The sequence below is a fragment of the Microbacterium gorillae genome (genome assembly GCF_050990725.1).
Lineage (GTDB): Bacteria > Actinomycetota > Actinomycetes > Actinomycetales > Microbacteriaceae > Microbacterium > Microbacterium gorillae_A.
Genome location: NZ_CP158844.1, coordinates 1201992 through 1221530 on the forward strand (window position 1 = coordinate 1201992; position 19539 = coordinate 1221530).

Genomic DNA, 19539 nt, shown 5'->3' on the forward strand with positions numbered 1-19539 from the left:
GCTTCCGGCGCGTCTGAGATGAGGGGCGTCACGCGAGCGTGAAGGAGCTGGTCGGAACCGAGGGTGGTGATGGTCGGCTCGAGGAGTCGGATCGCCTCCGGCATCGACGGTACGCCGATCTCGCCGAGAGCGAGGCGTGAGCCGCCGAGCAGAACCGGGGCCGTGTACACGAGGATGTCGTCCACCAGGCCGGCGGCGAAGAACGCCGAGGCCAATGAGGGTCCGCCCTCGACGAACACCGATTGCACGCCGCGTTCGGCGAGATCCGCCAGCACCGCCGCGAGGTCGTGCGTGCGGGCATGGATGAGTTCACGCGGGTGCGCGTGCAGCCGAGCGTCCGCCGGAATCTCGCGCTCGCCGATCACCACGGGGATCGGCTGGCGGTCGTACAGCTCCTCGCCATGGCGGGCCGTGAGGGAGGGGTCATCGGCGAGCACCGTCCCGGTGCCGACCACGATGGCGTCGTGCTCCGAGCGGCGCCGGTGCACGTCGGCACGAGCCTCGGGACCGGTGATCCACTGGCTCGTGCCGTCATCGGCGGCCGCGCGGCCGTCCAGGCTTTGCGCCCATTTCACCGTCACGCGCGGCCGACCGAGGCGGACGAACTCCAGCCAGGATTCGATGAGCTGCGCAGCCTCCACGCTCAGCAGCCCCGACACCACCTCAACACCGGCGGACGCCAGCCGGCCCGCGCCGCCACCGGAGACGGCACCCGGGTCGGGCAGCGCGTAGACGACGCGCGCCACACCGGCATCGATCAGCGCCTGGGCGCAGGGCCCCGTCCGACCGGTGTGGTTGCACGGCTCAAGAGTGACCACGGCAGTCGTGCCGCGCGCTGCGCCGGCGGGCACGTGCGACAGGGCGTCGACCTCGGCGTGCGCTGTTCCGGCGCCGCGGTGCCAGCCCTCGGCCAGCACATCCCCGTCGGGGGAGAGGATGACGGCGCCGACCTGCGGATTGACGCCGCGGGGTCCGCGCGCTGCGAGCACCAGGGCCCGCGCCATCGCGCGGCGTTCGGCATCGCTGAACATGGAGTCCTGACTGTCGGGAAACATGACATGGCACGCCTCAGAGGCTGCGCATGAGTGTATTCAACGCCACCGACACTCGTTCATTCCCGCCCGGCGAAATCCGCGGTCACCTCCGCGAACCCGGTCCCCTCCCGCGAGTGCCGGCACCACCGACCGTCGCCGTCGGCGCCCCTGCACAGTGGGGCGCCGCCGGCGACGAATCAGCCCGCCGAGAGGGCAAGGACCTGATCGGCGTGGAAGCACGCGGTCTCGCGTCCTCCACCGATCGGTCCCAGCGGCGGAACCCCCGTCGCGCACGCCTCCGTGGCGAAGGAGCAGCGGGGGTGGAACCGGCAACCCGACGGGGGATTCACGGGGGACGGGGGCTCGCCGGTCAGTCGGGTGCGCTCGGACAGCTTGCCGCGCTCGGCACGGGTGTGCGGCGGGATCGCCGATAGCAGCGCACGCGTGTAGGGGTGGGCGGGCCGGGTGAACACGTCCTCAGTGTCGCCGAGCTCCACCACCTTCCCCAGGTACATCACCGCGACCCGGTCGGCAACATGGCGCACCACCGACAGGTCGTGCGCGATGAAGACCACGGAGACGCCGAGGCGGCGACGCACGTCGTCGAGCAGGTTGATCACCTGCGCCTGCACCGACACGTCCAGCGCGGAGACGGGTTCGTCGCAGATGAGCACTTCGGGATCCAGCGCGAGCGCGCGGGCGATGCCGATTCGCTGGCGCTGACCGCCGGAGAACTGGTGCGGGAAGCGGGAGGCCATCTCGGGGGCGAGGCCGACCAGTTCCAGCAACTCCGCCACGCGCTCGCGACGGGTGGCTGCCGTTCCCGTGTGCGTGGCCGCCAGCGGCTCCGCGATGATCTCGTTCACCGTCATCCGCGGGTTCAGCGACATGTACGGATCCTGGAAGATCATCTGGATCCCGCGTCGCATCAGGGCGCGCTGACGCATGCTCCCGGTCGAGACATCGGTCCCGTCGTAGATGAGGGAGCCGGCATCCGGGGTCTCCAGGCCCACCAGCATGCGCGCCAGGGTGGACTTGCCGCAGCCGGATTCGCCCACCACTCCGAGCACTTCGCCGCGTCGCAGGGAGAGATCCACACCCGCCACCGCGGAGACGCGCGTGGGACGGAATCCCCGACCGGTGGTGAAGGTGCGCGTCAGGCCTTCAGCCTGCAGGATCACGTCGTCAGTGGACGTCGACACGGAGAACCTCCTCGGTGCGGAAGCAGGCGGCGACGCGGTCGATGCCGATCGTCTCCAGCTCGGGTCTGGCCTCGCGGCAGCGCTCGATCGCGAGCGGACAGCGCGGATGGAACGCACAGCCGGACGGGGTCTGCGCGGGGGTGGGAGGGCTGCCGGGGATGGCGTACATGCGCTCTGTGCGTGTGGCGGCGGGCATGGAGCGCAGGAGGGCTGCGGTGTAGGGATGGGCGGGGTGCTCCAGCACCGTGTCGCCGTCGCCCGCTTCGACAATTCTTCCGGCGTACATCACAGCCAGGCGGTCGGCGACCTCCATCACCACACCCAGGTCGTGGGTGATCAGCAGGATGCCCATGCCGAGCCGGTCCCGCAGCGACGCGAACAGGTCGAGGATCTGCGCCTGCACCGTCACATCCAGCGCGGTGGTCGGCTCATCCGCGATCAGCAGCACCGGATCCAGCGCGATGGCCATCGCGATGAGGATGCGCTGGCGCATGCCACCCGAGAACTGGTGCGGATAGTCCGCGACGCGTCGGGCAGGGGAGGGAATGCCGACGAGCCCCAGCAGCTCGACGGCACGGGCGTGGGCGTCCTTGCGGCTGATGGTGCGGTGGGCCCGCAGCAGGTCGATGATCTGATCGCCGATGCTGAGCACGGGGTTGAGCGCCGACAGCGCGTCCTGCAGCACGAGGCTCACGCGGTCGCCGCGCATGCGCCGGCGCTCCTCGTCCGAGCAGGTCAGCAGGTCCACGCCGCCGGCGACGAGACGCCCGGCGGTCACGGTGCCCTCGTCGATGAGGCCCATCACCGCGCGGGCGGTGACGGACTTGCCGGATCCGGATTCGCCGAGCAGCGCGACGAACTCGCCACGGCGCACGGTGAGGTCGATGCCGTGCACGATCTCGACGGCACGGTCACCCGATCCCACGCTCACCCGCAGGTCGGCAACCTCCAGCACCGGGCCGGAAGCCGCGGAGTCGTTGTCCAGGGAAGACGTCATGGAGACCACTATGCCGCGGATTTGTTTCGTGTGCATTAATTGTTCACCGAAATCTCTCAAACATGTTGACAAGTGCGCCGAATTGTCGAGATAGTCATCATCACCCCGCGTCTGATCGCGGCCAACCCCCAACCCCAACCGATCCTGAGCAAGGGAGCAGCATGCTCGAACCTGCCGCGCGGTACACCGGCTATACCGCATACGACTATCTGGAACCCGGCGTCGACTTCCGCGAGTTCCGCTACGCGAAGCAGATCGGCCGGGTGCCCGAGTACCAGGGCCTCCAGCTGACCGAGGAGCAGAAGCAGCGCACCACGCGCCTGCTCACCGACGAGGTGGTCATCTCGCTGCACGATCACGTCCAGGTGTTCCCCGAGGACATGGGGGAGCTGCGGGACCACATCCGCCAGGGTCGTGAACCCACCGGGTACGAGGGCCTCAGCCGCTCGGGGATCACGGCGGTGTTCGACAACGGCATGGATGGCACGTGCTGCATCTCCTCCGACGCGGGCTGGAAGTACCAGGACGTGCTGTTTGATCTCGGCGTCCGCATGGCAGACCTCGCGCACCAGGACTTCGTGATCAAGGCCGAGTCGCTGAAGGACATCCGCTACGCCGCGGAGACCGGACGCGTCGCGCACGTGTTCGCACTTGAGGCCGCGACCATGATCGAGAACGAGGTGGACCGCCTCGACGTGCTCTACGGGTTCGGCGTCCGCCAGATGGGCATCGCCTACTCCGAGGCCAACATGCTCGGCTCGGGGCTCAAGGAGCGCGGCGACGGTGGCCTCACCTACTTCGGTGAGCGCGCGGTCGAGCGCATGAACAAGCTCGGCATCGCCATCGACATCTCCCACTCCGGCGACCGCACCTGCGTTGACGTGATCAAGCACTCGAAGGTACCGGTGTTCATCACGCACGCCGGCGCTCGCGGACTGTGGCCGACCAACCGGATGAAGACGGACGAGACCATCATCGAGTGCGCGAAGCGCGGTGGCGTCATCGGCATCGAGGCCGCACCGCACACCACCATCTCCCCGCAGCACCCGAAGCACTCGCTGGATTCGGTGATGGATCACTTCGAGTACTGCGTGAACTTGGTCGGCATCGACCATGTCACCTTCGGTCCGGACACCCTGTTCGGCGACCACGTCGGCCTGCACGACGCGTTCTCCTCGAACCTGTCGATCGGTCAGGCGCACGGTCACGTGGACTACGAGAAGCAGCCCTACATCGACGGGATCGAGAACCCCGCCGAGGAGTTCTACAACATCATCGGTTGGCTCGTGAAGCACGGCTACTCCGACGACGAGATCCGCAAGGTCGTCGGCGGCAACACCATGCGTGTGCTCGAGGAGGTGTGGGTCTGATGCGCGGTCGGCTTCTGGCACTCGGGGCGGCGATCGCCCTCACGGTGAGTCTCGCGGCGTGCGCGCCGCAGGCTCCGACTTCTCCCGCCTCCACGGATGCCGGTGCCACCGGCGGGGCATCGGCGGGAACGGGACCGAGCGACAAGACCCTGTCGATCGGCACCACCACCGACGTCGTCAACTTCAACCCGGTGCTCGGCAACAGCCGCACCGACTCGTGGGTGACGAACCTGATGTACCCGCACCTGCTCTCCATCAGCGACACCGGAGCCAAGGAGCCGAACGTCGCCACGAAGTGGGGCTACGTCGACGACACCACCGGGTTCTACGAGATCCGCGACGACCTGACGTGGAGCGACGGCACCCCGCTGACCGCGAAAGACGTCGCCTGGACGCTGAACGCGGTGAAGAAGGATGAGGCGCCGGGAACGTTCTTCGGTCAGCTCGGCAACCTCGACACCGCCACAGCGGTCTCGGACACCCGCGTGGAGCTGAAGCTCTCGCAGCCGGACTCGTCCATCATCGAGGAGATCGGCTTCTGGGGCGTCGTCGTGCCGCAGCACGTGTTCGAGCCGAAGGGCTCGATCGCGACGTTCGCGAACGACGGCAAGGACGGCGGATGGGTGGGTCTCGGCCCGTTCATCATGTCCGACTTCCAGGTGGGTCAGCACTACACCCTCAAGCGCGTGGACTCCTACCCGCTGGTCGACGGCGGCGTGCCGGGGCCGGCCGAGGTGGTCTATCGCGTGTACCCCGATGTGAACACCGAGATCCTGGCGCTGCAGAGCGGCGAGATCGACGTGATCGCCAACGCGCTGCCGCCCACGCAGGTCGAGAAGCTGCGCTCCACCGCGGGGCTGCAGGTGATCGAGGCCGCCGGACTCGGCTACGCGCACATGGTCTACAACATGGACAACCCCGACCTCGCCAAGACGGAGGTGCGTCAGGCTCTCGCTCACGCGGCCGACTACGAGGCCATCCGCACCGTGGTGCTGCAGGGGCAGGCGGTCTCCACCGGCTCCAGCGCCCTGATGCCGGTGCTCAAGGACTACTACGACGACTCCATCACGGAGTACGAGTACGACCCGGAGCTGGCGCGATCGCTGATGGAGAAGGCCGGCTACACGGCGGGATCGGACGGGACCTTCCCGGTGGAGTTCCGGCTCATCTACTCGCTGCAGGACGCCGTCACCAGCCAGTGGGCGCAGATGGTGAAGGACAGCGCGGCCGAGGCCGGCATCACGATCACGCTGCAGGGTTCCGAGCGCAACACCTACCTCGCGCAGACGAACGAGGGCGACTACGACATCTATGCGGGCAACTTCGCCATCATGGACGACCCGGTCACCAACTTCTCGCTGTCGTACCTGCCGGGTGGAGCGATCAACTACACCCACGTGGACGATCCGGAGCTCAACGCGCTGATCGAGAAGGGCATGGTCACCTTCGATACGGACGACAAGATCGCCATCATGCGCGACGCCAACAAGATCGTCCATGAGCAGGTCTACGACAACATCATGTACACGCAGAACCTGTTCTTCGCCGCCAGTGACAAGTGGACCGGCTTCATCTCGAAGCCGAGCGAGCTGCTGTCCATCGTCAACCCGCTCTCGCTCGCGAGCGCGACGCCGGTCGAGTGACCGGCCGCTGAAAGGGGTCGCCCGGGTGTCTCGTCTCTCATTCCTGCTGGGCCGCGTCGGTCGCGGACTGCTCACGATCTGGTTCGCCGTGACCGTGACCTTCCTGCTGCTGCGCATCCTGCCGGGAGATCCAGCGCTCGCACTCGCGAGCCCGAACATGACCGACGACATCCGGGCGACCATCCTTCAGCAGTACGGGCTCGATCAGCCCCTCATCGTCCAGTACGGGCTGTACATGTGGCAGCTCCTGCAGGGCAATCTCGGGATCTCCTTCACCCAGTCGGTGCCCGTGGTGGACGTGATCATGCAGCGCCTGCCCTGGACGCTGCTGCTGACCCTCACCGCACTCGCGCTGACGATCATCATCGGCATCCCGCTCGGTGTCGCGGCCGCCGCCCAGAAGGGCCGCGCCACCGACCGGGTGGTGCAGATCCTCGGCGTCACCGGACAGTCGCTGTTCGTTCCAAGCGTGGGCATCCTGCTGCTGTTCGTGTTCGGGCTCTTCCTCGGCTGGTTCCCGATCGGCGGCGCGTTCGACAACGGCGTGTACGGCATGGACTGGTACCTCAGCGTCGCCCGCCACCTCGTCCTTCCCGCGGTCTCCCTGATGCTCGTCCAGGTCGGCTCCTACGTGCTGACGATGCGCTCCACGCTGATCGACGCGCTGGGGGAGGACTACGTGACCCTCGCACGCGCGAACGGCCTGCCCTATCGCCAGATCCTCTGGAAGCACGCGCTGCGAAACGCGCTGCTTCCCACCACCACCCTGATCGGACTGCAGCTGGGATTCCTGGTGGGAGGAGCCGTGCTCACCGAGACCGTGTTCGCCTATCCGGGCATCGGCCGCGGCATCTACGACGCGGTCACGCAGCTGGACTTCCCCGTGCTGCAGGGCGCGTTCCTCATGCTGGCGCTGACCGTCGTGGTCGCCAACATGATCACCGACATCGTCTACGGCTACCTCGACCCCCGGGTGAAGACCTCATGAGCGAGAACCTGCATAACTCCGCCGAACCGCTGGCCCCGAAGCCGGCCGTCGAGGCCGCCGTCGCCGGCGCCGTCATCGACGCCGCCGCGCACGAGCCGGTCGCCACCGAGAATGTCCGCGCCTCGGTGCACACATGGCGCCAGTTCCGCCGCGACCCGCTCGGCATGATCTCGCTCGGTGTGCTGCTCGCGCTCGCGGTGATCTCCGTGGCGGCGGCCCTGCTGGCCGCCTACCCCGCCAGCTACGGACCGGATGTGTTGCAGCCGCCCTCGGGTGCGCACTGGTTCGGCACCGATGCCCTCGGTCGTGACGTGTACTCGCAGGTGATCTGGGGCACCCAGCAGAGTGTGCTGGTGGCCGTGGCTGCCTCGATCATCGCGATCGCCTTCGGCACGTTCGTCGCCGTGATCGGCGCGTACTTCCGCCGTGCGGACGGATTCATCAGCGTGATCGTCGACATGACGCTGTCCCTGCCGGTGCTGCCGCTGATGATCCTGGTCGCCGCCCTCGTCGGACCGAGCACCACCACGATCATCCTGGTGGTGGCCGCCTTCTCCTGGCCCGAGGTCACCCGTCTCGTGCGTTCCCAGGCGCTGACGGTCGTGGGTCTGCCGTACGTGGACGCCGCACGACTGATGACCACCTCGCCCTGGTGGATCATCACCCGCCACGTGCTGCCGGCCGTCACCCCGGTGATCGTCGTCTCGGTCGTGGTGACCGCCTCCCGCGCCGTGCTTTCCGCCGCCGGCCTCGCCTTCCTCGGGTTGGGCGATCCGACCACCTGGTCGTGGGGTCGCATCCTCTACGAAGCGCAGCAGGCCGGCGCCATGTCCAGCGCGTGGTGGCTGACGCTGTTCCCCTCGCTCGCGATCCTCGCCCTGGTGCTCTCGGCCACGCTGCTGTCGATCGCGTACAACGACGCCCGCAACCCCCGCAACCGCGCGCGCTGATGCGTGCCACGTCCCCAGGAAGCAACGACATGGTGTTCTCCCAGCGGCTCTCGCCCGACTTCTTCCCCCGCGTCCATGAGCGCGTCCGTGCCGCCATGTCGGACGCGGGAGTGGATGCGATCCTCACGGACGACCCGGAGGACATCGCCTACCTGACCGGGTTCTTCCATCACCCGTCGGAACGTCCAGTCGCGGTATGGCTCGACCTCACCGGCGAGGTGGTCATGCTCGTGCCGGCGCTGGAGTGGGAGTACGCGCAGGCGCAGAACGCCACCGCCGAGCTGGTGACTTTCCCGGAGTACCCCGGTGTCGTCCCCCCGTTCGAGTTCCTCGCCCGCCGGGTGGGAGCCGCCGGGCGGCGCATCGGATTCACCGCGACGATGTCGACCTCCCGTCTGCTCGCTGCGCAGGCGGCCTTCGGCGGATCGGTCCTGGAGCCGTCAGACATCGTGCTGCAGAGCCGCTATCTCAAGTTCCCCGAGGAGATTGCGCTGCATCGCGAGGCCGCGCGCATCACCGACCTGATGCTGCTCGCGGGAGTCGAGCTGGTGCGCGACGCCGTCGCGGCCGGCGGGCGGCTCCCGAGTGAGGCGGAACTGGAGCGTCACGTCACCTCGGTGGGCGTCTCCACCATGTATGCCGAGCACGAGAACGTCGTGGTGGCCTCGCTCCTCGCGGGTGGTCTGGTGTACTCGGGTGCCAACTCCGCCTTCCCACACGGACTGCCCTCGGCGGAGCGACTGCAGCCGGGGGACACGTTCATGCTCTCGCTCGGGTGCGCGGTCGGAGGCCGCTTCGTCGAGGGCGAGCGCACCTTCGTGCTCGGCGAACCCACCGCCGATCAGATCCGCTACCACGACACGATCCGCGAGGCTCAGGAGGTCGGCGCTCAAGCGATCGCTCCCGGGGTCGAGTGCCGCGAGGCGAATCGGATCTGCCTCGACGTGATCCGCGCCGCGGGCCTCGGCGAGCATCTGCGGCACCGGCAGGGGCACGGCATCGGGTTGGGCATGCACGAGGCGCCGTGGCTGGAAGACGGAGATGCCACGGTGCTCGCCGCCGGCATGGTCGTCTCCAATGAGCCGGGCATCTACATCCCCGGTCACGCTGGGTATCGCATCAGCGACAGCATGCTCGTCACCGACAGCGGCGCCGAGCGTCTCACTTCCTTCCCGCGGGATCTCGCCTCCTGCACCATCGCCCTCTGAATCTCATCGAAAGGGAGTCTCCATGACCGACAAGCAGGTATCGCCGGAGTTCGCGGCCGCCACCACCGAGGCGCAATGGGTGCAGATCAACGGCAATCACCTGGCCGTGGAGGTGCTCGGCCCCGAGGATGCGCCGGTCATCATCACCCACCACGGCGCGCCCGGACTCGGATCGCGCGCGGAACCGCGCGCCAGCTTCGGTCGCCTCGCCGATGAGTACCGTGTCGTGGTGTTCGATGCGCGCGGTAGCGGGCAGAGCGAGGGCAACGGCACCTTCAGCCACGAGCAGTGGGCAGCCGACATCGATGGCCTGCGCGAGTGGATTGGCGCCGAGCGGATCGTCATGGCCGGCGGCTCCTACGGCGGCTTCATGGCCATGGAGTACGCGCTGCGCTATCCGGATCGCGTCGCGGCCGTCGTCCTGCGCGACACCAGCCCCGACAACGGCAATGCCCACCTCGCGCGGGAGAACGCGCTGGCGAGTGACCGTGTGAACATCGACATGGAGAAGTTCGACCGCATCGATCTCGGCCAGGTCCGCGACAACGAGGACCTCAAGGACTGCTGGCGCGAGATCCTGCCGCTGTACGACTTCGTCTACGACCCGGAGGCCGTGGAACGAAAGGTGGCGGCGACCCCGTACCGCTACGAGGCGCACAACTACGCGTTCTCCGTGAACCTCGTCAGCTATGACCTGAAGCCGCGCCTGCACGAGATCGCGGTGCCGACACTGATCACCGTTGGCCGGACCGACTGGATCACCCCAGTATCGTGTAGCGAGACGATCGCCGAGCTGGTACCCAACTCCGAGCTGGTCGTCTTCGAGAAGTCGGGGCACTCCCCGCAGATCGAACAGGCGGAGGAGTGGACCCAGACCGTGCGGGAGTTCCTGCACCGGGTCTACCCGCCGAAGTGACCACGGCAGTGGCAGGGGGGACAGGGGGACGCAGTATCGACGAGCTGGACAAGCAGATTGTCGTCGCCCTGCAACAGGACGGACGCGCCAGCTGGCGCGCGATCGCAGACCAGGTGGGCGCCGCGGTGTCGACCGTCGCGCGCCGCGGGCAGCAACTGCTGAACGACGGCATCGTGCGGGTGGGCGTCATCCCCACGCTCGGGAACTCCGGTCGCGTGGAGTCGTTCCTGGTGCGCGTGAACTGCGCTCCGGGCACGCAGATGGACGTGGCCGAGCAGCTCGTGAAATCGCCCTACGTCCGGTTCGTGACGCTGGTGACCGGTCGGTTCGACCTGTACGCCGAGGTGGTCATCACGGGCGGTCCCGCACAGCAGACGCGGGTGCTCACCGGTCTGCAGTCGATTCCGGGCATCGAGCGCTGGCGCAGCGATCTGCTGACCTTCAACTACAAGGTCAGCTTCGACTGGGGTCGTCAACTCTTCGAACCGGACGCCACCGAGAGCGGTTCGGAGGCACTGATGCCGCCGCCGAACTCGTGCGAGCCCGATCACTTCGACGACGCCGATCGGCGCATCGTGGGCGAGCTGTCGGTCGATGGTCGGGCGTCCTTCCCCTCGATCGCGACGAAGCTCGGGATGAACGAGAGCAGTGTCCGTCGTCGGTACGAACGCCTCAAGGCGAACGGATGCATCACGACGGCTACGTCCGTGGCCGCGGCATCGCTCGGCATGAGCGCCGAGACGCTGATCATCCTGCGGGTGGCGCCCTCGCACCTGGAGCGGGTGGCGCAGGCGCTGCGTCCCCACCTCGCCGTGCGCTTCATGGCCGCGGCGCTGGATGAGAGCTCCCTCTACTGCGAGGTGATCCTGCCCTCCACCGATGACCTGCACCGCTTCCAGACCCAGACCCTCGGCAAGCTCGAGGGCGTGAAGGGATGGACCGCATGCATGGAGCTGGTCTTCATGAAGCGTGGCTTCGTGGAGACTCCCGGCTGGCGTGATCAGGTGATGTACGACCAGGGGGAGATGCCCGCCAACCCGTGGCTGCAAATCCCGCCGGGCACAGCGTTCACCTGATCCGCGCTCAGACCTCCGCCAGCGCGAGCGCCGTCGGCTCATCGACGATGAGATCGGTGATGAGTCCGGCGGCCAGCGCGCCGCGGATGCTCGGCGCCTTCGCGCGCCCCGCCGCCACGCACACGCGTCGCGGGGTGCGTCGGAGCACGCGGAAGTCGGGGCCGGTGGCTCGTTCATTCACCACGATGCCGTCGGTGGATCCGTCGGCGCGGAAGAAGACCGTCGCGACGTCCCCGACCACCCCGGCCTCCGAGAGAGCCCGGTAGTCCGCCTTCTCCAGGTACGAGTCGTGATAGACGTGGCTCGGCACCTCGGAGATCGGCGATCCCACACCGAAGAGTGCGACATCCAGGCGCGACTGCAGTGCCAGGATCCGGCGGATCGAGCGCTCGCGCCAGAAGGCCTCCCGCGTGTGCGGGTCATCGAAGAACGCGGGAACGGGGAACTGCTCCACGGCGGCACCATACGCGTCGCCGAACCGGCGCAGCAGCTCGCTCGCGTACAGCACTCCGGTGGACGCGAGATTGCCGGAGCCGTTGAGCTGGATGATCACGGAGTCGTGTGTCTGCTTGGGCACCAGGAAGCGACTGACCGCACTGATCGTCGATCCCCAGGCCACGCCGATGCGCTGGTTCGAGTCGATGAAGCCGGTGAGAATCCGTGCAGCGGTGAGGGCCACCCGATCGAGTCGTTCGATGTCGCTGACCGTGTCAGGCACCGGGACGACATGAGCGGTCACGCCGAAACGCGAGCGCAGCTCTTTCGCGATGGCGGCGGCATCGTCCTGCTCCGGGCGCACGCGGATCTCCACCAGGCCGGTATCACGGGCGAAACTGAGCAGCCGCGAAACCGATGAGCGGGAGGTGTGCAGTTCTCTCGCGATGGCATCCATCGTGAGGTCCTGCAGGTAGTACAGGTGTGCAGCGCGCAGGGCGTCGCGCATGCGGGTGGGATCCGCGTCCCAGGAGTGGTCGGGCATGTGCCCAGCGTAGTCGCCCGCTGCACATCCGTTCACGATGGTTGAAAGGATGTTCTCGCCACGAGAGGATCGGGGGGACGGCGTGAGGTCCGCGCCGACGGGAAGGATCATGATGCCTGCCTCCACTTCGCCCACCGCTCCCACCGGGATCGCGCGTCTCGCGGATCGGCCGTATGCGGATGTGCTGATCATCGGCGGCGGCATCAACGGCATCGCCACCTTCCGCGACCTGGCTCTCCAGGGGGTCGATGTCGCCCTCGTCGATCGCAGCGACGTGATCACCGGCGCGTCCGCGGCCTCCAGCCACATGGTCCACGGTGGCGTGCGCTACCTGGAGAACGGCGAGTTCCGCCTCGTGCACGAGGCGGTCACCGAGCGCAACGATCTGCTCGGCACGGCGCCGCACTACGTGCGTCCGCTGCAGACCACCATCCCGATCTACTCCACCTTCTCCGGCATCCTCAACGCGCCGCTGCGCTTCCTGCGCCACGGTGCGGGTAAGCCGCAGGAGCGCGGCGCCGCTCTCATCAAGATCGGCCTGGTCATCTACGACTCCTTCTCGCGCGGCGGAGGACGCGTGCCGCGGCACGAGTTCCACGGCCGCAAGCGCTCGCTTCGGACACTGCCGCGACTGAACCCCGGGGTGAAGTACACGGCCACCTACTGGGACGCGTCGATGCACGACCCGGAGCGGTTGGCCATCGACGTGGCACGCGACGGTGTGACGGCCGGCGGGGACAAGGCCCGGATCGCCACCTACGCGGCCGCCGTCGGCGCTCGTGACGGGAAGGTCATCCTGCGCGACGCGGACACCGGTGAGGAGCTCGCCTTCTCCGCCGGTGTGGTGGTCAACGCCTCCGGCCCGTGGACCGACCTGACCAACGAGGCCCTCGGGCGGCCGACGCGCTACATGGGCGGCACGAAGGGCTCGCACATCGTGGTGGACAACCCGGAGCTGCTGGAGGCCACCGGCGGGCGCGAGATCTTCTTCGAGCACAACGACGGTCGCATCGTGCTGATCTATCCCCTCAAGGGCAAGGTGCTCATCGGCACGACCGACCTCGAGCACGACATGTCGGAGCCGGCCGTGTGCACCCCGGAGGAGGTCGCGTACTTCGTGGAGCTGGCCGCGCACGTCTTCCCGTCCATCCCCGTGGACCCCGACACGATCGTGTACCGGTTCTCCGGTGTACGTCCGCTGCCGGGACACGGCGACGAGGCCCCCGGCTTCGTGTCGCGCGACTACCGCATCGAGACCGCCACGCTGCCCACGGGCGATGCCACCGTGTTCAGTCTCGTGGGCGGCAAGTGGACCACGTTCCGCGCCTCCGCCGAACGCCTGACCGACCACGTGCTGGAGGCGCTGGCACGACCCCGGCGCAGCTCCACCCGAGGTCTCGCCATCGGCGGTGGCAAGGACTACCCCCGCACCGAGCGGGCGCGACAGGCCTGGCTGGACGACAACGCCGGCTCACTGCCGCGCGAGCGCGCCGCCCAGCTGCTGGATCGCTACGGCACGGTGGCGACCGGGGTGATCGCCGCCATCGCCGCCGACGACTCCGACGCGCCGCTTCCGGGCGCACCGGGCTACTCCACCGCCGAGCTTCGCCACCTCGCCCGCACGGAGCACGTGCGTCACCTGGAGGACATGCTCATGCGTCGCACCAGCATGGCGTTCACGGGTCTCGCGTCCGAGGAGAACGCGCGTGCGGTCGCCGAGGCGATCGCCGATACGCTCGGATGGGATGCGGCCACGGTCGACGCCGAGGTCGTACGCGGCCTGGCTCACGTCAACTACGCCGTTCCCGAGTACGCCTGATCCGTTCTGCAGCGCCAATAGGAGGCAGTGTGGCCGTCCACGTGATCGCCCTCGACCAGGGCACCACCTCGACCCGTGCGATCGTCTTCGATCACGCGGGGGAGATCGTCGCGACCAGTCAGCGCGAGCACGAGCAGATCCTGCCGCGTGCCGGGTGGGTCGAGCACGATGCCACGGAGATCCGCGACAACACGCTGTGGGTGCTGCAGCATGCGCTGGACGAGGCTGCGATCGACGTGTCCGACGTCGCCGCACTGGGCATCACCAACCAGCGTGAGACGGTCATCGTCTGGGATCGCGCCACCGGTGAGCCGATCCACAACGCCATCGTGTGGCAGGACACACGCACGCAGGCGAAGGTGGACGAACTCGCCCGCGACGGCGGCACCGACCGCTTCGCCGCGCAGACCGGGCTGCCGCTGTCCACGTACTCGTCGGCCTCGAAGATCGCTTGGATCCTGGATCGCGTGCCCGGCGCCCGCGAGCGGGCGGGTCGCGGCGAGCTGCTGTTCGGCACGCCCGACACCTGGCTGGTGTGGAATCTCACCGGCGGGAGCGTTCATGTGACCGACGTCACCAACGCGTCACGCACGCTGCTGATGGATCTGCGCACGCTGGACTGGGATGACGAGCTGTGCCGCATCTGGGACATCCCGCGCGCCATGCTTCCCGAGGTGCGCTCCTCGTCGGAGGTGTTCGGCAGCATCGCCGAAGGGCTGCCCGCGGCCGGGGTCCCCATCGCGGGAATCCTCGGTGACCAGCAGGCGGCCACCTTCGGTCAGACGGCGTTCGAGGCGGGGGAGTCGAAGAACACTTACGGCACCGGCAACTTCCTCATCGTCGGGACGGGAACCGACATCGTCCGCTCGCAGAACGGCCTCATCACCACGGTCGCGTATCGCATCGGCGACGAGCCCGCCCGCTACGCGCTGGAGGGCTCGATCGCCGTCACCGGCTCCCTCGTGCAGTGGCTGCGCGACAATCTCGGTCTCATCGCCGAATCCAGCGATGTCGAGCGGCTGGCCGCCACGGTGGAGGACAACGGCGGCGCCTACTTCGTGCCCGCTTTCTCGGGTCTGTTCGCGCCGTATTGGCGTCCCGATGCGCGCGGCGCGCTGGTCGGGCTCACGCGCTTCGTGAACAAGGGCCACATCGCGCGCGCCGCGCTGGAGTCGACGGCGTTCCAGACGCGCGACGTGATCGACGCCGTCGTGGAGGACACGGGAACGACCCTGCCCGAGCTCCGCGTAGACGGCGGCATGACCCGCAACGACACCCTGATGCAGTTCCAGGCCGACGTGCTCGGCGTGACCGTCATCCGACCGCGCATCACCGAGACGACGGCCCTGGGGGCGGCGTTCGCGGCGGGACTCGCCACGGGCGTCTGGGCGGACCTCGACGAGCTGCGCGGACTGTGGCAGGAGGATCGCCGGTGGACGCCGACGATGGATGAGGAGCAGCGCGAGCGCCGCTACCGCGTCTGGCGGAAGGCGGTGTCGAAGTCCCTGGACTGGACCGACGCCGACACCGAGGCCCTCGACGCCTGACCCCGCCCCGCCGTCCCCTGCGTTCCCGCACCGCAAAACACCCAAGCAAGTCCGAGAAACCCCGCGTTGCAGGGTTTCTCGGACTTGCCTGGGTTTCTCGACGTCAGTGTGTGGGTGCCGCGAGCGGGATGAAGCGGCGGTCGCCGGTGGCGGCGATGTTGTCGAGGAAGGCGCCGGCGAACCGCAGCGTCCGAGCGGCGCGCGGGTTGCCCTGACGTCGGGCGAGGATCGGACCCAGTTCACGGGCGAAAGCGGTGATCGCGGGGAGCGGCCGCATCGCGATCGTGATGCGGAGGATGCGACCGTCGTCATCCAGCTCCAGCTGCTGGAACTCCTCCAACGCGACGCTACGGACCGTCGCGCGCCCCACGACGACCACCGTGTCGCCGTCGCGGATCGTGGACACCGGTCGGTAGTCGGCGACGGCCTCGAAGACGGCCGACAGCAGTTCGCGGATCTCATCCGGACCGGAGAACACGAACCCGTCGGTCAGCGGTGACACCATCTCGACGTTCGTGGCGAGTGCGCTCGCCGCGAGCGCCGCATCGTGCTCTCGTCCCGCCGTGATCCAGTCATCCAGGTACGTCGTCGTCATGCCAGCACCGTACTCCCCGTCACGTCGCATCCTCGGCGTCAGTACCGCAGACCGTGACCGAACCGGAACGTGGGGTTCTCGGTGTCGAAGGCGACGTCTGATCGGCTCGCGGCGACGGCGGCGTCCGACCGCGGGAGATCGAATGGCAGCGATCCAAGCGGGGACCGATCACCGAACAGCACGCGCAGCACGGCGAGGTCGGAGGCGCCGTAGTTCGCGATGACGGCACCGGCCGACTCCTCGAGACCACCGAGCACAGCGGGGCGATCCAGATAGATGTCGATCACGGTGGGCACCGTCTCGGCGATCGCGGTGAGGCGAGCGTGCTCCTCGGCGGGGAACTCCAGCGATCCCTCGTGGAACATGGCGGAGAAGCCGCCGCGATCGCGGACCTCGAACGGCGCCTTGATGCGCAAGATCGCGACATCGGCCTCGTCGGGGGAGTCCACCACCGTGGCGAAATCCGCGAGCACCTCCGCGTTGACACCCTCCGCGTAGACCTTCACACCGCGAGACAGCGGGAGCAGCTCGTCGGTGTTCGTGAGCAGCGTGAGGGAGTCGCTCTGGGCGGCCAGGCCCTCCTCCACCCACTCGCTCTGACCCACCACGATCGCGGCGCGATCCTCGTCGACGAACGGGTTGTCGAACAGACCGAGTCGGAACTTCTCCGTCAGCAGGCGACGGATCGAGACGTCCAGTCGCTCCTCGGACACCGCGCCCTGACCCATCAGATCCAGCAGCACGTCGGTGCACAGCTCGCCGCCGAACTGGTCGACGCCGGCCTCCAGCGCCTTGACCATGCGCTCTGGGCGCGTCAGCTGCTCGACCCCCCAGGCGCGAGCCGGCATCTGGCTGCCGAGCACCTCCGCGTCGGTGAGCAGACCCCAGTCGGTGCAGACGATGCCCTCGAAGCCGAGCCGATCACGCAGCAGATCGGTGAGCACGTCCTTGTTGAAGCCGAAGCCGACCTCCTCCCAGTCCGTGCCGACCGGCATGCCGTAGTACGGCATCATCTGAGTGGCGCCGGCGTTGATCGCCGCGATGAAGGGGCGCAGGTGGTACTCCTGCTCGCCGCCCGGATAGACCTGCTCACGGCCCCACGGGAAGTGCGGGTCCTCGCCGTCCTTCTGCGGGCCGCCACCGGGGAAGTGCTTCACCATGGCCGCCACCGACTCGGTGCCGAACGTCTCACCCTGGAAGCCGCGGATGTAGGCGACCGCGAGCTCGGAGGTGAGGTCGGCGCTCTCCCCGAACGTGCCGCTGATGCGCGACCAGCGCGGCTCGGTGGCGAGGTCGATCTGCGGGTGGAGGGCGACGCGCAGCCCGACCGCGAGGTACTCCTGGCGGGCGATATCGCCGAAGCGCTCCAGCCGCTGGGGCGATGCCAGCGCGGCGAAGCCAAGAGTCTCCGGCCACTGCGAGAACGGTCCCGCGAGGATCGAGGTGAGGGGGTTGTCGCTGAACGCGTGGCGCGGATCGGTGGAGAACGTGATCGGGATGCCGAGTCCGCTCTCCAGCGCCGTGCGCTGCAGGTCGTTGTGCCAGGCGGCGAACTCTCGACCATCACCGGCCGCGCCGATGATGTTGAAGTGCGTCATCCGGCGCTTGCGCACCATCGATACCGCGGACGGGATGCCGAACGTGGGGTTTGATTCGGTCGGGTCGCCGTACGCGATCATCGTGTGGAAGAACATGCCGGCCTTGTCGGCGGCGTCCATGCGGCTGAGGAGATCCTCGACACGCTGGGCGACGGGCAGCGATGCGTCCTGATACGGGAAACGGGCGGATTCGGTCATGATCTCTTCCTACTTGGCGGACTTGATGAACCAGACGCACACGGCGCCGAGAATGCTGAGCACGATGCCGATCGGGAACAGCCCTTCGTAGCCGAACACCAGGACGACCGCACCGGCGAAACCCGGAGCGAAGGTCTGCGGCAGCGTGGCGGCGATGTTCACGACACCCAGGTCCTTGGCGAACGACTTCGCCGACGGCAGCACCTGACTCATGAGGGCGGTGTCCACGGCCTGGAACATGCCGAAGCCGAAGCCGATGACGGCGGTCATGATGAGCCACGACTCGTAGGTGGGCCACAGCCACGGCAGCGCGAGCGCCAGCCCCATCACCACGGAGGAGCCGAACACGAAGGGCTTGCGTCGACCCACCCGGTCCGACAGTGGTCCCGAGATGACAGTGGCGATGATCGTGCCGACGAGACCCACGATGCCGAGCAGCGCGATGACGGTCTGGGGCTTCTCGATGCCGATGTAGTCGCCGAGGATGTACAGCTGGTACCCGGTGACACCGAAGTAACCGGTGTAGAGGAGCAGGCGTCCGGTGAAGGCCCAGAAGAAGTCGGGGTGCTTGATCGGGTTGACCCAGAACGTGCTGATGAAGTCGCGGAAGCTGAACGGATCGCGCTCGAAGTTGGTGCTGGGACGATCCGGGTTGAGGATCACAAACAGCCCGATCACGGCGAACGCGAAGACCGCGAAGAAGATGTAGCCGACGGTGAGGCTGTCGAACAGCATCGAGCCGATGACCTGCCCGCCCAGGGCGCCGGCCATCAGGCCGATCCCGGACAGCGCGGCGAAGGTGCCGCGGCGGGCGATCGGCACGCGGTCGGGCAGGACAGCGGAGAGCGGACCCTGCGCGAAGTTGTAGGCGATCTGCACGAGGCACCAGGCGATCAGGATTCCCACGAAGGAATTGGCGAACGCGAGGCCGACGAGCGCCAGCCCGCCGCCGAGCACACCCAGCATCATCCACGGTGCGCGGCGGCCGTACTTCGACCGGGTGCGGTCGGACAGCTGACCGGCCACCGGCTGGGCCACGAGGGCGCAGAGGGCGCCCACCGTGGCGATCACCGCGAAGGTGGCGATCTTGCTCTCGGGGAAGAGCAGCTCGATCTGGTGCGGCAGGAGCACGCCGGGCACGGCGCCCCAGACGAGGAAGATCGCGAAGTTGGCCGGGATGATCGAGCCGAGGAGGCGACCCAGGCCCTTCAGCGGCGGGGGCGGGTCGTCCTCGCCGGAGGCCGTGCGGACATAGGTGGTCTGCGTGAGCGGCGGTTGCACCGTTTCCGGCGCGTCGGGTGAAGTCGACGACATTGTCAATCCTTGCCAGGTCAGGGGTATCGAGTGGGGCGTGGTGCCGGTCGGACGGGGACCGAGGCGGTCCGCCGTGACCGATGCGCTGACGCTAGCATTAAAACC

At 68.1% G+C, this 19539-nt stretch carries 15 protein-coding genes and 1 pseudogene; 9 read left to right on the forward strand and 7 right to left on the reverse strand.

The window, feature by feature from the left end; genetic code table 11:
* Positions 1–32: 32 nt before the first annotated feature.
* The 3 genes and pseudogenes from ribD to ABTV68_RS05255 form a co-directional block, all read right to left on the reverse strand.
* Positions 33–1031, reverse strand: a pseudogene (gene ribD / locus ABTV68_RS05245) (bifunctional diaminohydroxyphosphoribosylaminopyrimidine deaminase/5-amino-6-(5-phosphoribosylamino)uracil reductase RibD); the annotation flags it as partial.
* 200 nt (positions 1032–1231) lie between these two features.
* On the reverse strand, positions 1232–2236 hold the full coding sequence (locus ABTV68_RS05250) for an ABC transporter ATP-binding protein (protein WP_433676560.1): 1005 nt from the start codon (positions 2234–2236) through the stop codon (positions 1232–1234).
* Positions 2220–3233 carry an ABC transporter ATP-binding protein gene (locus tag ABTV68_RS05255; RefSeq protein WP_433676561.1) on the reverse strand — a complete coding sequence of 338 codons (1014 nt, stop codon included), beginning with the start codon at positions 3231–3233 and terminating at the stop codon, positions 2220–2222. Before ABTV68_RS05255 ends, ABTV68_RS05250 begins: the two co-directional genes overlap by 17 nt.
* 161 nt (positions 3234–3394) lie before the next feature.
* On the opposite strand from ABTV68_RS05255, the gene ABTV68_RS05260 reads away from it, so the two are divergent.
* The 7 genes from ABTV68_RS05260 to ABTV68_RS05290 are packed head-to-tail and all read left to right on the forward strand — an operon-like array spanning position 3395 to position 11384.
* Positions 3395–4603: a dipeptidase gene (locus ABTV68_RS05260; RefSeq protein WP_433676563.1), complete on the forward strand. Its 1209-nt coding sequence runs from the start codon at positions 3395–3397 to the stop codon at positions 4601–4603.
* Positions 4603–6246 carry an ABC transporter substrate-binding protein gene (locus ABTV68_RS05265; RefSeq protein WP_433676564.1) on the forward strand — a complete coding sequence of 548 codons (1644 nt, stop codon included), beginning with the start codon at positions 4603–4605 and terminating at the stop codon, positions 6244–6246. The genes ABTV68_RS05260 and ABTV68_RS05265 overlap by 1 nt, the downstream gene beginning before the upstream one ends.
* Before the next feature lie 25 nt (positions 6247–6271).
* A complete protein-coding gene (locus tag ABTV68_RS05270; RefSeq protein WP_433676565.1) occupies positions 6272–7234 on the forward strand; it encodes an ABC transporter permease in 963 nt (320 codons plus the stop codon).
* Positions 7231–8184 carry an ABC transporter permease gene (locus tag ABTV68_RS05275; protein WP_433676566.1) on the forward strand — a complete coding sequence of 318 codons (954 nt, stop codon included), beginning with the start codon at positions 7231–7233 and terminating at the stop codon, positions 8182–8184. The genes ABTV68_RS05270 and ABTV68_RS05275 overlap by 4 nt, the downstream gene beginning before the upstream one ends.
* 29 nt (positions 8185–8213) lie before the next feature.
* Positions 8214–9392, forward strand: coding sequence for a M24 family metallopeptidase (locus ABTV68_RS05280; RefSeq protein WP_433676567.1), 1179 nt, complete (start codon positions 8214–8216; stop codon positions 9390–9392).
* Positions 9393–9414: 22 nt separating this feature from the next.
* On the forward strand, positions 9415–10308 hold the full coding sequence (locus ABTV68_RS05285; RefSeq protein WP_433676568.1) for an alpha/beta fold hydrolase: 894 nt from the start codon (positions 9415–9417) through the stop codon (positions 10306–10308).
* Positions 10305–11384, forward strand: coding sequence for an Lrp/AsnC family transcriptional regulator (locus ABTV68_RS05290; RefSeq protein WP_433676569.1), 1080 nt, complete (start codon positions 10305–10307; stop codon positions 11382–11384). The genes ABTV68_RS05285 and ABTV68_RS05290 overlap by 4 nt, the downstream gene beginning before the upstream one ends.
* A gap of 7 nt (positions 11385–11391) precedes the next feature.
* Here the strand turns inward: ABTV68_RS05290 and ABTV68_RS05295 are convergent, their stop codons facing one another.
* On the reverse strand, positions 11392–12363 hold the full coding sequence (locus ABTV68_RS05295; RefSeq protein ID WP_433676570.1) for a sugar-binding transcriptional regulator: 972 nt from the start codon (positions 12361–12363) through the stop codon (positions 11392–11394).
* A gap of 109 nt (positions 12364–12472) precedes the next feature.
* Here ABTV68_RS05295 and ABTV68_RS05300 point away from each other — a divergent pair, with 109 nt between their 5' ends.
* A complete protein-coding gene (locus ABTV68_RS05300; RefSeq protein ID WP_433676571.1) occupies positions 12473–14182 on the forward strand; it encodes a glycerol-3-phosphate dehydrogenase/oxidase in 1710 nt (569 codons plus the stop codon).
* Between the two features lie 29 nt (positions 14183–14211).
* The gene (gene glpK / locus ABTV68_RS05305) at positions 14212–15729 is read left to right on the forward strand and encodes a glycerol kinase GlpK (RefSeq protein ID WP_433676572.1); all 1518 of its coding nucleotides are present in this window, start codon (positions 14212–14214) and stop codon (positions 15727–15729) included.
* A 103-nt stretch (positions 15730–15832) separates the two neighbouring features.
* Here glpK and ABTV68_RS05310 read toward each other — a convergent pair whose 3' ends face one another.
* The 3 genes from ABTV68_RS05310 to ABTV68_RS05320 are packed head-to-tail and all read right to left on the reverse strand — an operon-like array spanning position 15833 to position 19434.
* Entirely contained in the window at positions 15833–16324 is a 492-nt protein-coding gene (locus ABTV68_RS05310) for a nuclear transport factor 2 family protein (protein ID WP_433676573.1), read from the reverse strand.
* Between the two features lie 38 nt (positions 16325–16362).
* Positions 16363–18120, reverse strand: a complete 1758-nt coding sequence (locus ABTV68_RS05315) for a glycoside hydrolase family 3 protein (RefSeq protein ID WP_433676574.1) — start codon at positions 18118–18120, stop codon at positions 16363–16365.
* A gap of 9 nt (positions 18121–18129) precedes the next feature.
* Positions 18130–19434, reverse strand: a complete 1305-nt coding sequence (locus ABTV68_RS05320; protein ID WP_433676575.1) for an MFS transporter — start codon at positions 19432–19434, stop codon at positions 18130–18132.
* Positions 19435–19539 lie beyond the last annotated feature (105 nt).

Coding starts and splice junctions, on each gene's coding strand:
- ABTV68_RS05285 (WP_433676568.1), top strand. CDS start 9,415: ATGACCGACAAGCAGGTATCGCCGGAGTTCGCGGCCGCCACCACCGAG.
- ABTV68_RS05310 (WP_433676573.1), bottom strand. CDS start 16,324: ATGACGACGACGTACCTGGATGACTGGATCACGGCGGGACGAGAGCAC.
- ABTV68_RS05260 (WP_433676563.1), top strand. CDS start 3,395: ATGCTCGAACCTGCCGCGCGGTACACCGGCTATACCGCATACGACTAT.
- ABTV68_RS05315 (WP_433676574.1), bottom strand. CDS start 18,120: ATGACCGAATCCGCCCGTTTCCCGTATCAGGACGCATCGCTGCCCGTC.
- ABTV68_RS05320 (WP_433676575.1), bottom strand. CDS start 19,434: ATGTCGTCGACTTCACCCGACGCGCCGGAAACGGTGCAACCGCCGCTC.
- ABTV68_RS05300 (WP_433676571.1), top strand. CDS start 12,473: ATGATGCCTGCCTCCACTTCGCCCACCGCTCCCACCGGGATCGCGCGT.
- ABTV68_RS05295 (WP_433676570.1), bottom strand. CDS start 12,363: ATGCCCGACCACTCCTGGGACGCGGATCCCACCCGCATGCGCGACGCC.
- ABTV68_RS05280 (WP_433676567.1), top strand. CDS start 8,214: ATGGTGTTCTCCCAGCGGCTCTCGCCCGACTTCTTCCCCCGCGTCCAT.
- ABTV68_RS05275 (WP_433676566.1), top strand. CDS start 7,231: ATGAGCGAGAACCTGCATAACTCCGCCGAACCGCTGGCCCCGAAGCCG.
- ABTV68_RS05255 (WP_433676561.1), bottom strand. CDS start 3,233: ATGACGTCTTCCCTGGACAACGACTCCGCGGCTTCCGGCCCGGTGCTG.
- ABTV68_RS05265 (WP_433676564.1), top strand. CDS start 4,603: ATGCGCGGTCGGCTTCTGGCACTCGGGGCGGCGATCGCCCTCACGGTG.